Consider the following 12592-nt stretch of genomic DNA (forward strand, 5'->3'; position numbering starts at 1 on the left):
TCGGTTCACGTCAGTTCACGTCGGTGCCGAGGGTGTCGGCACTGGTGCGGTGCTGGGCCAGGTAGTCGTCCATCCGGTCGGTGCGCATGGCGTCCCAGAGCACGCCGGCCGCGCCGTTGTCCATCAGGACCACCGACTGGCCGTCGACGGTGTCGAAGCCGCCGAACGGGGCGTTCATGAAGTGGACGCCGTCGGGGCGGACCGCGCGCAGGCTCCAGGCCAGGTCGTAGAGGTCGGAGTTGCTGAGCCGGTCGTCGACGCTGGCGACGTCGCCGATGGTGCCGAGCAGCCCGGTCAGCTTCGACGGGCTGGAGAGCGTGCCGGAGTTCATGGTCTGCAGCATCAGCGAGCGCAGGAAGTTCTGCTGGCGCTTGGTGCGGTCGAGGTCGCCGTTGGGCAGGCCGTGCCGCTCCCGGACGTACAGCAGGGCCTGGGCGCCGTCCATGTGGTGGGTGCCGGCCAGCCACTCGCGGGCGTCGCCCTTGGCCTCGATGGTGCGCGGGATGGTGATGTCGACGCCGCCGACCGCGTCGGTGAGGGCGCGGAAGCCGTTCCAGTCGATCACCGCGACGTGGTCGATCCGGATCTTCGTCAGGTCCTGGACGGTCTGCACCATCAGCGCGGGGCCGCCCCAGGAGTAGGCGGCGTTGATCTTCGCGCTGCCGTGGCCGGGGACGGGCACCCAGGTGTCGCGCGGGATCGAGACCAGCGAGACCGACTTCCGGTCCGCCGAGATGTGCATCAGCATCATGGTGTCGCTGCGCTGCGCGCCGACCTGCCAGGCCGGGGCCTTGGCGTCCTTGCCGGTGGTCGGCTGGTCGGAGCGGGCGTCCAGGCCGACCAGCAGGAAGGTCTGGCCGCTGTGCGGGACGGCCGCGGGCTGCTCGGAGGCCGGGAGGCTCGGGAAAGCGTTCGGGATGCGCGCCACCGAGGAGGCGTAGTGCTCGGCCGTCCACGCCACCGCGCCGAGGGCGCCGCCGGCCAGCAGGAGCAGCACCCCGAGCGTCCACAGCAGCAGGCGGCGGCCGCGCCGGCGGCGGTTGGGGGCGGCGGCGGCGCGCTGCCCGCCGTCCGGGCCGGTGCCGCCGTCGCTCCCGTCGGGCCGGTCGCTCCCGTTGCTCTCGTCGTGATCGAAGATGCTCAGCGGACCGGAGTCCTCGTCGGCCTCGTCGGCCCACTCCCGCGGGGTCATGCGCGCATTGTGAACCTTTCGTACGGAGCTTCGAGCGAAAACCGTGAAATCGGCGCATCCCGGGGCTCCGCCGGGCGGCTACCATCGGTGGCTGCGGCCGTCGCTCAGCCTTGGTACGGCCCGAACCGAAGGGAACGCGCGTGGCTCCCCGCATCACGGTGATCGGTACCGGCTACCTGGGCGCGACGCATGCCGCGTGCATGGCCGAACTCGGTTTCGAGGTCCTGGGGCTGGACATCGACCGGGACCGGCTGACCGCGCTCGCCGCCGGCCGGGTGCCGATGTACGAGCCCGGGCTGTCGGAGCTGCTGCTCAAGCACGTGGAGGGCCATCAGGGCTCGACCGGGCGGCTGCGCTTCACCGACTCCTGGGAGGAGGTCGCGGCCTTCGGCGACGTGCACTTCATCTGCGTGAACACCCCGCAGCGCAAGGGCGAGTTCGCGGCCGACATGAGCTACGTCGACTCGGCGCTGGACTCGCTCGCCCCGCTGCTGGAGCGCCCCGTGCTGGTGGTCGGCAAGTCGACGGTGCCGGTGGGCTCGGCGAACCGGCTGGCCGAGCGGCTGGCGGCGCTGGCCCCGGTCGGCGAGCGGGCCGAGCTGGCCTGGAACCCGGAGTTCCTGCGCGAGGGCTACGCGGTCGGCGACACCCTGCACCCGGACCGGCTGGTGGTCGGCGTGCGCAGCGAGCACGCCGAGCAGGTGCTGCGCGAGGTGTACGCGGGCCCGATCGCGGACGGCGTGCCGTTCGTGGTGACCGACTTCGCCACCGCCGAGCTGGTGAAGGCCGCCGCGAACTCCTTCCTGGCCACCAAGATCTCCTTCATCAACGCGATGGCCGAGGTCTGCGAGTCCGCCGGGGCGGACGTGGTGCAGCTGTCCAAGGCGCTGTCCTACGACGAGCGGATCGGCCGGAAGTTCCTGAACGCCGGTCTGGGCTTCGGCGGCGGCTGCCTGCCCAAGGACATCCGGGCGTTCATGGCCCGGGCCGGCGAGCTGGGCGCGGACCAGGCGCTGACCTTCCTCCGCGAGGTCGACTCGATCAACATGCGGCGCCGCTCCCGGATGGTGGAGCTGGCCCGCGAGCAGTGCGGCGGCGGCTTCCTCGGCCGCCGGGTCGCGGTGCTGGGCGCGTCCTTCAAGCCGAACTCGGACGACATCCGGGACTCCCCCGCGCTGAACGTGGCCGGGCAGATCCAGCTGCAGGGCGCGCAGGTCACGGTCTACGACCCGAAGGCGATGGACAACGCCCGCAAGATGTTCCCCAGCCTCTCCTACGCGGCCTCCCCGCTGGAGGCCGTCGAGGGCGCGCACGTGGTGCTGCACCTGACGGAGTGGCAGGAGTTCCGCGAGCTGGACCCGGCCGAGGTCGGCGCGCTGGTCGCCGAGCGCCGCCTGCTGGACGGCCGCAACGTGCTGGACGGCGACGCCTGGCGGGCCGCGGGCTGGACGTACCGCGCGATGGGCCGCCCGTCGACGGACTGACGGCGGACCGACGGCGCGCGGGGAGCCGCCCGCCCCGGAATGACCGGGCCGGGCGGCGGGTTCTCACCGGCATGAGCGACTACGGCGACGACGTGCGCGAGATCCTGACCTCCTCCGGCGACACCTGGGCCGTGGTCGGCCTGTCGAACAACACGGCGCGGGCCGCGTACGGCGTGGCCGGCGTGCTGCAGCGGGCCGGCAAGCGGATCGTGCCGGTGCACCCGAAGGCCGAGACGGTGCTCGGCGAGCAGGGCTACGCCTCGCTCGCCGAGATCCCGTTCCCGGTCGACGTGGTGGACGTGTTCGTCAACTCCGAGCTGGCCGGCGAGGTCGCGGACCAGGCGGTGGCCGAGGGCGCGAAGGCCGTCTGGTTCCAGCTGGGCGTGGTGGACGTCGAGGCGTTCGCCCGGACCAGGGCGGCCGGGCTGCGGATGGTGATGGACCGCTGCCCGGCGATCGAGCTGCCCCGGCTCTGACCGGCCGGCCCCGGCACCCCCGTCAGCCGGCCACCGGGAAGGCGATGTCGCAGACCCGGTCGGCCGGGCCGGCCGCGTCCCAGTCGGCGAAGTACACCTCGCGGGGCGGCCCGGCCTGCTCGGCGCCGGCCTGCTCGCCCCACGTGTGGACGGCGTCGTAGGCGCTGAGGATCTGCGGGTACTCGACCTGCGCCTTGGTGAGGGTGGTGTACGCCTCCCGGTGCGCGGGCTCGGTCCGGTGCGGGGCGGTCAGGTCGGCCGCGCGGGCCGGGTCGACCGGCACGCAGACCTCGACCGGGCCGTCGTTGTCCTCGTCGACCTGGCCGTGGTAGACCACGAACGGTGCTCCGGCCACCCCGCCGAGGCCGGCCGCCAGGCCGGCCAGCCGGGCGATCGCGGCCGGGATGAACTCCGGCAGTTCCCGCGGCCGGGCCCGGCGCCGCTCGGTGAGCACCACCTGCTCGGGCACGTCGCGCTGTTCGATCCGGTACATGTCCTCGATCCCTTCGAGTCCGCTGAGTTGGACGCGGAGGTGGTCGGCCAGCGCCCGCTGCGACGCGGTCCGCCGTTCGACGGCGGCCCAGTACGCGGCGATCCGTTCGGCCCCCGCGGGGCCCGGCAGGGCGAGCACCTCGGCGACCGTGGCCAGCGGCATGTCCAGCCCGCGCAGCCGGACGATCAGCCGCGCGGTGGCCAGCCGCTCCGGCCGGTAGTACCGGTAGCCGCTGACCGGGTCGATCCGGTCCGGCGGCAGCAGTCCCTGCCGGTCGTACAGCCGCAGCGCCTTCGCCGACAGCAGTCCCCGGCGGGCGAACTCGCCGGTGGTGAGCAGCCGTTCCTCCTCCACACCGGCCACGTTCGGGCCTGCCCCAGGGGCGAGGTCAAGCTCCTCGCTCACGCGCCGTCCAGCCGGGCCCGGGTGGCGAGCGACGGGCCGCGCCCGGCCCGCAGCCGGCGGGCGGCGGCCTCCGCCTCGCGCAGCACCCGGACGGCGTTGTGCCAGGTCAGCTTGGACAGGTCGGCCTCCGACCAGCCGCGGCCGAGCAGTTCGGCGATCAGCACGGGGTAGCCGGAGACGTCCTCCAGGCCGGCCGGGGTGAACGCGGTGCCGTCGTAGTCGCCGCCGATGCCGATGTGGTCGACGCCCGCGACCTCGCGCATGTGGTCGAGGTGGTCGGCGACGGTCGCGGCGGTGGCGACCGGGCGCGGGTGCTCGGCCTCGTAGGCGCGCTGCACGGCCATCGCGCCGGGTGTGGTGTCCAGCGGGTGGAAGCCCTTGGCGTGCATGTTCGCGTCGGCGGCGAGGGTCCACTCGATCGCCTCGGGCAGCACGAACTTGGGCACGAAGGTGGCCATCGCGACGCCGCCGTTGGCGGCCAGCGCGGCCAGCACGTCGTCGGGGACGTTGCGCGGGTGGCCGCAGACGGCGCGGGCCGAGGAGTGCGAGAACACCACCGGCGCCTCGGCGACCCGCAGCGCGTCCCGCATGGTGTCGGCGGAGACGTGCGAGAGGTCGACCAGCATGCCGAGCCGGTTCATCTCCCGCACCACCTCCTCGCCGAACGCGGTCAGCCCGCCGTGCGCCGGCTCGTCGGTGGCGGAGTCCGCCCACGGCACGTTGGAGTTGTGGGTCAGCGTCAGGTAGCGCACGCCCAGCTCGTACAGCGCCCGCAGGGTGCCGAGCGAGGAGTTGATCGAGTGGCCGCCCTCGGCGCCCATCAGCGAGGCGATCCGACCCTCGGCGCGGGCCGTCTCCAGGTCGTCGGCGGTCAGCGCGAGGCGCAGGTGCTCCGGGTACCGCTCGGTCATCGCGCGGACGAAGTCGACCTGTTCCAGGGTGGCGCTGACCGCGTCGTCGCCGCCCAGGTCGGCGGGCACGAACACCGACCAGAACTGGGCACCGACCCCGCCCGCCCGCAGGCGGCCGAAGTCGGTGTGCAGCCGGTGCCGCTGATCGGCCGTCAGGTCGATCGCGTCCAGGTCGTACCCGGCCTGGGCCCGCATCGCCCACGGCAGGTCGTTGTGACCGTCCACCACGGGCGCTGCGCGCAGGACGTTCCGGGCACGGTCGAGCAGTTCGGGAGTCATGCCCCCGTTCTACTACCTGTCCGCTACTTGCCGAAGCCGAAGGACTCGTTGCCCGCCACCTTGGCCCGCAGCTTGCGGCCCTTCTCGGTGGCCTGGCTGTTCAGCTCGGCCTGGAACTCGACCATCTTCTCGGCGAGTTCGGGGTCGAACGCGGCCAGCATCCGGACCGCGAGCAGGCCGGCGTTGCGCGCGCCCGCCACCGACACGGTCGCCACCGGCACCCCGGCCGGCATCTGGACGATCGACAGCAGGCTGTCCATGCCGTCCAGGTAGCGCAGCGGCACCGGCACGCCGATCACCGGCAGCGGCGTCACCGAGGCCAGCATCCCGGGCAGGTGCGCCGCCCCGCCGGCGCCCGCGATGACCGCCTTCAGCCCGCGCCCGTGCGCCCGCTCGCCGTACGCCACCATCTCGCGCGGCATCCGGTGCGCGGACACCACGTCGACCTCGTACGGGATCTCGAACTCGTCGAGCGCCTGCGCGGCGGCCTCCATCACGGGCCAGTCGGAGTCCGAGCCCATCACGATGCCGACAAGGGGAGAGGTCATTCGGTGATCGTTCCTCGCAGGTAGGCGGCCGCGTGGCGGGCGCGCTCGCGGACGTCTTCGAGGTCGTCCCCGAAGACGTTGACGTGGCCGACCTTGCGGCCGGGCTTCACGTCCTTTCCGTACATGTGGATCTTGAGGCCGGGGTCGCGGGCCATGCAGTGCAGGAAGGCGCGGTACATGTCGGGGTAGTCGCCGCCGAGCACGTTGACCATGACGGTCCACCCGGCGCGCGGGCGGGGGTCGCCGAGCGGGAGGTCGAGGACGGCCCGCAGGTGGTTCTCGAACTGGGAGGTGACGGCGCCGTCCTGGCTCCAGTGGCCGGAGTTGTGCGGGCGCATGGCGAGCTCGTTGACCAGGATGCGGCCGTCCCGGGTCTGGAACAGCTCGACGGCGAGGTGGCCGGTGATGTCGAGCTCGCCGGCGATCCGCAGGGCGAGCTGCTGGGCCTCGTCGGAGAGGGCCGGGTCGAGGTCGGGCGCGGGGGCGGTGACCTCGGCGCAGACGCCGTTCTCCTGGACGGACTCGACCACCGGGTAGGCGACGGCCTGGCCGCTGGGCGAGCGGACCACGTTGGCGGCCAGCTCGCGCAGGAAGTCGACCTTCTCCTCGGCGAGCACCGGGACGCCCGCGAGGAACGGCGCGGCCGCCTCGTTCTCGTCCTTCACCACCCAGACGCCCTTGCCGTCGTAGCCGCCGCGGACGGTCTTCAGGACGACGGGGTACCCCTCGCCCTCGTGCGCGAAGGCGGTGACGTCGGCCGGGTCGGCGACCAGCCGGTGCCGGGGGCAGGGGACGCCGATGGAGTCCAGCCTGGCCCGCATGACGCCCTTGTCCTGGGCGTTCACCAGCGCGTCGGGGCCGGGGCGGACGGCGATGCCCTCGGCCTGCAGGGTGCGCAGGTGCTCGGTGGGCACGTGCTCGTGGTCGAAGGTGATCACGTCGCAGTCGGCGGCGAAGGCCCGCAGCGTGTCGAGGTCGCGGTAGTCGCCGAGCACGGTGGTGCCGACCACCTGCGCGGCCGACTCCTGGGGGGTGTCGGCGAGGAGCTTGAAGCGGATGCCCAGCGGGATGCCCGCCTGGTGCATCATGCGGGCGAGCTGCCCGCCGCCGATGACTCCGACCACTGGAAAGTTCGCATTGCCCGCTACAGTCACGCGCCCCAGGATATCCGGGCCGGTCGGGGGCCGGGTCACCGGCGTACGGGCGGGCCGCACACGCCCCGGCGGGAGCGGAGCACCCGGGAAGGGCGGGTAGCCTGGTGGGCCGGATTGCACGACACCTCTTATCCGATCATGTGAAGTAGACGTAGACGGAGACGGCCCGGATGACGAGCAGCACCGAAACGCGCCCTTCCCCGCTCCGGCGGCTCCGCGGGATGTCCCTGGAGGCGATCGGCTTCGCCGTGGTCGGCGCCTCCGGCGTGGTGGTCAACTTCGGACTGTTCTGGCTCCTCAACCACGTCCTCGGCCTGGCCCCGCTGCGCTCCAACGTCGGGGCGACGGTGGTGGCCATCGCCTCCAACTACCTCGGCTACCGCTACTGGCTCTACCGGGACCGCGACGCCGCCTCCCGCAAGCGCGAGATCACGCTGTTCCTGCTGTTCAGCGGCATCGGCATGGCGATCGAGACCGGGATCATGGAGTTCACCCAGCACGTGCTCGGCCTGGGCACCTCGCTGGAGCTGATGGGCGGCAAGGTCCTCGGGCTGGTGATCGCCACCGTGTTCCGGTTCGTCTCCTACCGCACCTGGGTGTTCAAGGCGATGCCGGAGCTGGAGGACCCCGAGGTGGTGGCGGAGGCCGAACTGCTGCTGGCCGCCGAGGACGAGAAGAGCGGCGTCGCGTCCTGACGGCCGGGTCAGCCGTCCGCGTGGGCGAGGAACAGCGCGAACACCGGCGGCCGCAGTGACAGCAGTTCGAGGCGGCCGCCGTCGGCCTCGGCGAGGTCGCGGGCCACGGCCAGGCCGATGCCGGTGGAGTTGCGGCCGCTGACGGCCCGCTCGAAGACCCGGTTGCCGAGTTCGCGCGGGACGCCCGCGCCCTCGTCCTGGACCTCGGCGACCACCGAGCTGCCGGAGCGGCGCACCCGCAGGGTGATGGTGCCGTCGCCGTGCATCAGCGAGTTCTCGATCAGGGTGGCCAGCACCTGGGAGACGGTGCCGGGGGTGGCCAGCACCCGGACGTCGCGCAGGCCCTCGACGGCCAGCCGGCGCCCGGCGTCGCGCAGGGTCGGGCCCCACTCCTCCAGCTGCTGCTTGACCACCTCGTCGAGCGGGAAGGCCACCGCGGTCGGGTTGTTGGGGTCGCGCTGGTTGGTGAGCAGCCGCTGCACCACGTCGGTGAGCCGCTCGACCTGCTGGAGGCCGATCGCGGCCTCCTCCCGGACGGTGCCGGGGTCCTCGGCCAGCGCGGTGATCTCCTCCAGCCGCATGGAGAGCGCGGTGAGCGGGGTGCGCAGCTGGTGCGAGGCGTCGGCGGCGAGCCGGCGCTCGGCGGTGAGCATCCGGGCGATCCGCTCGGCGCTGCTGTCCAGCACCTCGGCGATCCGGTCGAGTTCGGGGACGCCGTAGCGGCGGCCCTGCGGCCGGGGGTCGCCGGAGCCGAGGCGTTCGGCGGTCTCGGCGAGTTCGGTGAGCGGCCGGGCCAGCCGCTTGGCCTGCCAGACCGCGAGCGCCACGGCGGCCTGGACGGCGAGCAGCGCGACCACGCCGAGCAGCAGCAGCATGTTGCCGATCTCGTGGTCGAGCGCCTCGCGGGACTGCGCGACCGTGACGGTCTCCCCGCTGGCGCCGGTCTCGGTGGCGGTGAGCGAGTCCCCCGCGACCGGGCGGCCGAGGGCGATCAGCGGCTGGCCGGGGATGTCCACGGTGACGTAGTAGTCGTCACCGGAGACCACGGCCGCGAACTTCTCGCCGCTGACCGGCTCGCCCGCGGCGAGCCGGCTCTCGACCAGGCCGAGCACCCGGACCGCCACCGAGTCCACCCGGTCGTTGGCCGCGTTGACGATCGACTGCTTCTCGATCAGGGCCAACGGCACGCAGAACACCGCGACCACCACCAGGACGACGCCCAGCAGCGAGTTGATCATCCTGCGCTTCACGCCGGGTGGACCTTCAGTTCTTCTCGAAGCGGAAGCCCACGCCGCGCACGGTGGCGATGTAGCGCGGGTTGGCCGCGTCGTCGCCGAGCTTCTTCCGCAGCCAGGAGATGTGCATGTCCAGGGTCTTGGTGGAGGTCCACCAGGTGGTGTCCCAGACCTGGCGCATGATCTCCTCGCGGGTGACGACCCGTCCGGCGTCCCGCACCAGGACCCGCAGCAGCTCGAACTCCTTGGCGGAGAGGGTGAGTTCCTCCTCGCCGAGCCAGGCGCGGTGCGACTCGATGTCGATCTTCACGCCGTGCGCGCCGGTGGTGAGCTGGTCGACGTTGCCGCGCCGGAGCAGGGCCCGGACCCGGGCCAGCAGCTCGGCCAGCCGGAACGGCTTGGTGACGTAGTCGTCGGCGCCGGCGTCCAGGCCGACCACGGTGTCCACCTCGTCGGCGCGGGCGGTGAGCACCAGGACCGGGAAGCTCTTCCCGTCGGCGCGCAGCCGTCGGCACACCTCCAGGCCGTCCATCTCGGGGAGCCCGAGGTCCAGCACGATCAGGTCGACGTCCTCGCTGAGGCCGGCGCCCAGGGCGGCCGGCCCGTCCTCGCGGACGAGCACCTCGTAGCCCTCGCGGCGCAGGGCGCGGGCCAGCGGTTCGGAGATTGCCGGGTCGTCCTCGGCCAGCAGCACACAGGTCATAGGGGCGATGGTAGACCGCGCCGGGGCCGCTGATCAGAGGGTCTTCGGGAGTGCCGACGGGGCTGTCAGGTGCACTGTGAACAGTGTCACAGCCGGTGATCACCGGCGGGTTCGGGGCATCTTCGAGAGCAACTGCGCTTTCACGGACATTCTTCGCATCGACCTTCGGATTGCAGGCTATTCTTTCGCCGCGTCATCGAACTGCACAGTGCACAGCCCCCACGCTTTACCTTCCGCATACCATTCACGCTCCGCAGTCAAACGAATCCGCGACTTAGAGTGGTGGGGAACCCGAGAAAACAGGCAAGGAATCAGCATGGCTTCGACCACCCTGGAGACCGAGGTACGGCCCTCCGGCACCCCCGAGCGGACCTTCCTCGGCCACCCCCGCGGCCTGGCCACCCTCTTCATGACCGAGACCTGGGAGCGCTTCAGCTTCTACGGCATGCGCGCGCTGCTGATGGTCTACATGACCGCCGCGGCGTCCGAAGGCGGCCTCCACCTGCCGGTGGCCACCGCCGCCGCGATCGTCTCCGTCTACAACGCGATGGTCTACCTGCTGGCCATGCCCGGCGGCTGGATCGCCGACCGCCTGCTCGGCGCCCGCCGCACCGTCGCGATCGGCGGCGCGATCATCATGGCCGGACACTTCCTGCTGGCCGTGCCCGCCCAGGCCGCCTTCTTCGCCGGCCTGATGCTGATCGCGGTCGGCTCCGGCCTGCTCAAGGCCAACATCTCCACCATGGTCGGCCAGCTCTACGACGGGCCCAACGACCCGCGCCGGGACGGCGGCTTCACCATCTTCTACATGGGCATCAACCTCGGCGCCTTCCTGGCGCCGCTGGTGATCGGCACCGTCGGCCAGAAGGTGGACTGGCACCTGGGCTTCGCGCTGGCCGGCATCGGCATGGCGCTCGGCCTGGTCCAGTACCTGCTGGGCACCCGCCACCTCAGCCCGCGCTCCGGCGTGGTCGCCGCGCCGATGGACGCCGCCGAGCGCCGCGCCGTGCTGCGCAAGGTCGGGTTCTGGCTGGCCGCCGCCGCGGTGTTCTACGCCGTGGTGGTCGCCGCCGGGCGGTTCACCGTCGACTGGGTGCTCTGGCCGCTCTCGCTGGCGGGCATCGCCGTCCCCGTCCTGGTGTTCGCCCGGATCCGCCGCGACCGCGACCTCAGCGGCGAGGAGCGCTCCCGGATGGGCGGCTACGTCTGGTTCTTCGTGGCGGCCGCGGTGTTCTGGATGATCTACGACCAGTCCAGCTCGACCCTCAGCGTGTTCGCCGAACGGAACACCGCCGGAAGCCTGTTCGGCCTCTCCTTCCCGTCCAGCTGGTTCCAGTCGCTGAACCCGCTGTACATCATGGCGCTGGCCCCGGTCTTCGCCTGGCTGTGGAACGCCGCCGCCCGGCGCGGCCGCAACCCCTCCACCACCGCGAAGTTCGCCTTCGGCCTGCTGATGATCGGCGCGTCCTTCCTGGTGATGATGCTGGCGATGGCGGCGGCCACCGGCGGCGCGAAGGTCACCCCGCTCTGGCTGGCGGTGGTCTACCTGATCCAGACCACCGGCGAGCTGACCCTCTCCCCCGTCGGCCTGTCCGTCACCACCAAGCTGGCGCCCGCCAAGTACGCCAGCCAGATGATGGGCGTCTGGTTCCTCGCCGTCACCGCGGGCGACTGCGTGGCCGCGGTCGCCCAGCTGCTGCTCGGCGACGGCGTGGTCGGCTCCACCTGGTACTTCGCCGTCCAGGGGCTGCTGGCGATCGCCGCCGGCGTCGGGCTGTTCGCCGCCCGCGGCCGGATCGGGAAGCTCATGGGCGACGTGCGCTGACGCCGCGTCAGACCCGGCGGACCCCGCCCTGCCAGACGGCGGCGGTCAACGGGACGCCCGGGCGGTAGGCCAGGTGGACGTGCGAGGGCGCGTCCAGCAGCTGGAGGTCCGCCCGGGCGCCGGGGGCGACCCGCCCCACGTCGGTGCGGCGCAGCGCGAGCGCGCCGCCGGCGGTGGCGGCGTGCACCGCCTCGTCCGGGGTCATGCCCATCTCGCGGACGGCGACGGCCAGGCAGAACGGCATCGAACTGGTGAAGCTGGAGCCGGGGTTGCAGTCGGTGGAGAGCGCGACCCGGGCGCCTGCGTCCAGCAGTCGGCGGGCGTCGGGGTAGGGCGCCCGGGTGGAGAACTCGGCGCCCGGCAGCAGGGTGGCGACGGTGTCGCCGTCGGCGAGCGCGGCCACGTCCGCGTCGCTCAGGTGGGTGCAGTGGTCGGCGGAGGCGGCGCCCAGTTCGACGGCGAGCCGCACGCCGGGGCCCTGGGTCAGCTGGTTGGCGTGGACCCGCGGCAGCAGCCCGGCGGCGATCCCGGCGGTGAGCACGGCCCGGGCCTGGTCGCCGTCGAAGGCCCCGCGCTCGCAGAACACGTCGACCCAGCGGGCGTGCGGGGCGCAGGCCGCCAGCATCTCGCCGGTGACCAGTTCGACGTACCCGGCGGGGTCGTCCGCGTACTCGGGCCCCACCACGTGCGCGCCCAGGTAGGTGGTCTCCGCGGTGTGGCCGGACGCGATCCGCAGCGAGCGGGCCTCGTCGGCGGTGCTCAGCCCGTACCCGGACTTCACCTCGACGGTGGTAGTGCCCTGCCGCAGCATCTCGGCCAGGTAGCGGGTCAGGTTGGCGTTCAGCTCGGCGTCGGAGGCGGCCCGGGTCGCCGCGACGGTGGTCCTGATGCCGCCGGCGGTGTACGACTGCCCCGACATCCGGGCGTTGAACTCGGCCGTCCGGTCCCCGGCGAACACCAGGTGCGAGTGGCTGTCCACGAACCCGGGCAGCAGGGCCCGCCCGCCGGCGTCCACCGACTCGTCGGCGGCGGGGGCGGCGGCCGCCTCGCCCACCCAGGCGATCCGATCGCCCTCCACCACCACCGCGGCGTCCGCCAGCAGGCCGAGCGGGCCCGTGCCGAACGCCGGATCGTTGGTGACCAGGGACCCGATGTTACTGATGAGCAGGCTCATGAACGTCTCTGTCCTCGA

12 protein-coding genes are annotated in these 12592 nt (G+C 72.8%); 4 read left to right on the top strand and 8 right to left on the bottom strand.

What is annotated here, in order from left to right; genetic code table 11:
* Positions 1-10: 10 nt before the first annotated feature.
* Positions 11-1192: an LCP family protein gene (locus ACIQBJ_RS23200; RefSeq protein WP_400713716.1), complete on the bottom strand. Its 1182-nt coding sequence runs from the start codon at positions 1190-1192 to the stop codon at positions 11-13.
* Positions 1193-1332: 140 nt separating this feature from the next.
* Between ACIQBJ_RS23200 and ACIQBJ_RS23205 the strand changes: the two genes are divergently transcribed.
* On the top strand, positions 1333-2676 hold the full coding sequence (locus ACIQBJ_RS23205) for a UDP-glucose dehydrogenase family protein (RefSeq protein ID WP_400713719.1): 1344 nt from the start codon (positions 1333-1335) through the stop codon (positions 2674-2676).
* A gap of 71 nt (positions 2677-2747) precedes the next feature.
* Complete coding sequence (locus ACIQBJ_RS23210; RefSeq protein ID WP_400713722.1) at positions 2748-3152, top strand: CoA-binding protein; 405 nt, start codon at positions 2748-2750, stop codon at positions 3150-3152.
* Positions 3153-3174: 22 nt separating this feature from the next.
* On the opposite strand, the gene ACIQBJ_RS23215 is transcribed toward ACIQBJ_RS23210, so the two are convergent.
* From ACIQBJ_RS23215 to ACIQBJ_RS23230, 4 genes are read right to left on the bottom strand one after another with little or no spacing between them, the layout of a single operon-like run.
* Positions 3175-4050 carry a MerR family transcriptional regulator gene (locus tag ACIQBJ_RS23215; RefSeq protein WP_400713725.1) on the bottom strand — a complete coding sequence of 292 codons (876 nt, stop codon included), beginning with the start codon at positions 4048-4050 and terminating at the stop codon, positions 3175-3177.
* The gene (locus ACIQBJ_RS23220) at positions 4047-5240 is read right to left on the bottom strand and encodes a dipeptidase (protein WP_400713728.1); all 1194 of its coding nucleotides are present in this window, start codon (positions 5238-5240) and stop codon (positions 4047-4049) included. The genes ACIQBJ_RS23215 and ACIQBJ_RS23220 overlap by 4 nt, the downstream gene beginning before the upstream one ends.
* A 23-nt stretch (positions 5241-5263) precedes the next feature.
* Positions 5264-5788: a 5-(carboxyamino)imidazole ribonucleotide mutase gene (gene purE / locus ACIQBJ_RS23225; protein WP_400713731.1), complete on the bottom strand. Its 525-nt coding sequence runs from the start codon at positions 5786-5788 to the stop codon at positions 5264-5266.
* Complete coding sequence (locus ACIQBJ_RS23230) at positions 5785-6912, bottom strand: 5-(carboxyamino)imidazole ribonucleotide synthase (protein ID WP_400713734.1); 1128 nt, start codon at positions 6910-6912, stop codon at positions 5785-5787. Before ACIQBJ_RS23230 ends, purE begins: the two co-directional genes overlap by 4 nt.
* Before the next feature lie 200 nt (positions 6913-7112).
* Between ACIQBJ_RS23230 and ACIQBJ_RS23235 the strand changes: the two genes are divergently transcribed.
* Positions 7113-7637 carry a GtrA family protein gene (locus ACIQBJ_RS23235; RefSeq protein ID WP_400713737.1) on the top strand — a complete coding sequence of 175 codons (525 nt, stop codon included), beginning with the start codon at positions 7113-7115 and terminating at the stop codon, positions 7635-7637.
* A gap of 8 nt (positions 7638-7645) precedes the next feature.
* Here ACIQBJ_RS23235 and ACIQBJ_RS23240 read toward each other — a convergent pair whose 3' ends face one another.
* Together ACIQBJ_RS23240 and ACIQBJ_RS23245 are read right to left on the bottom strand one after the other, a co-directional pair.
* A complete protein-coding gene (locus ACIQBJ_RS23240) occupies positions 7646-8887 on the bottom strand; it encodes an ATP-binding protein (RefSeq protein WP_400713740.1) in 1242 nt (413 codons plus the stop codon).
* Positions 8888-8900: 13 nt separating this feature from the next.
* The gene (locus tag ACIQBJ_RS23245) at positions 8901-9575 is read right to left on the bottom strand and encodes a response regulator transcription factor (protein ID WP_014136090.1); all 675 of its coding nucleotides are present in this window, start codon (positions 9573-9575) and stop codon (positions 8901-8903) included.
* Between the two features lie 316 nt (positions 9576-9891).
* On the opposite strand from ACIQBJ_RS23245, the gene ACIQBJ_RS23250 reads away from it, so the two are divergent.
* Positions 9892-11400 carry a peptide MFS transporter gene (locus ACIQBJ_RS23250; protein WP_400713743.1) on the top strand — a complete coding sequence of 503 codons (1509 nt, stop codon included), beginning with the start codon at positions 9892-9894 and terminating at the stop codon, positions 11398-11400.
* A gap of 7 nt (positions 11401-11407) precedes the next feature.
* Here the strand turns inward: ACIQBJ_RS23250 and hutI are convergent, their stop codons facing one another.
* Positions 11408-12574, bottom strand: coding sequence for an imidazolonepropionase (hutI, locus tag ACIQBJ_RS23255; protein ID WP_400713745.1), 1167 nt, complete (start codon positions 12572-12574; stop codon positions 11408-11410).
* Positions 12575-12592: the final 18 nt, after the last annotated feature.

The organism is Kitasatospora sp. NPDC088391, from assembly GCF_044753345.1.
Lineage (GTDB): Bacteria > Actinomycetota > Actinomycetes > Streptomycetales > Streptomycetaceae > Kitasatospora.

Bases quoted from the DNA above. Each gene is read 5' to 3' on its own strand.
- purE (WP_400713731.1), bottom strand. From the start codon at position 5,788: ATGACCTCTCCCCTTGTCGGCATCGTGATGGGCTCGGACTCCGACTGG.
- ACIQBJ_RS23200 (WP_400713716.1), bottom strand. From the start codon at position 1,192: ATGACCCCGCGGGAGTGGGCCGACGAGGCCGACGAGGACTCCGGTCCG.
- ACIQBJ_RS23235 (WP_400713737.1), top strand. From the start codon at position 7,113: ATGACGAGCAGCACCGAAACGCGCCCTTCCCCGCTCCGGCGGCTCCGC.
- ACIQBJ_RS23220 (WP_400713728.1), bottom strand. From the start codon at position 5,240: ATGACTCCCGAACTGCTCGACCGTGCCCGGAACGTCCTGCGCGCAGCG.
- ACIQBJ_RS23210 (WP_400713722.1), top strand. From the start codon at position 2,748: ATGAGCGACTACGGCGACGACGTGCGCGAGATCCTGACCTCCTCCGGC.
- ACIQBJ_RS23245 (WP_014136090.1), bottom strand. From the start codon at position 9,575: ATGACCTGTGTGCTGCTGGCCGAGGACGACCCGGCAATCTCCGAACCG.
- ACIQBJ_RS23250 (WP_400713743.1), top strand. From the start codon at position 9,892: ATGGCTTCGACCACCCTGGAGACCGAGGTACGGCCCTCCGGCACCCCC.
- hutI (WP_400713745.1), bottom strand. From the start codon at position 12,574: ATGAGCCTGCTCATCAGTAACATCGGGTCCCTGGTCACCAACGATCCG.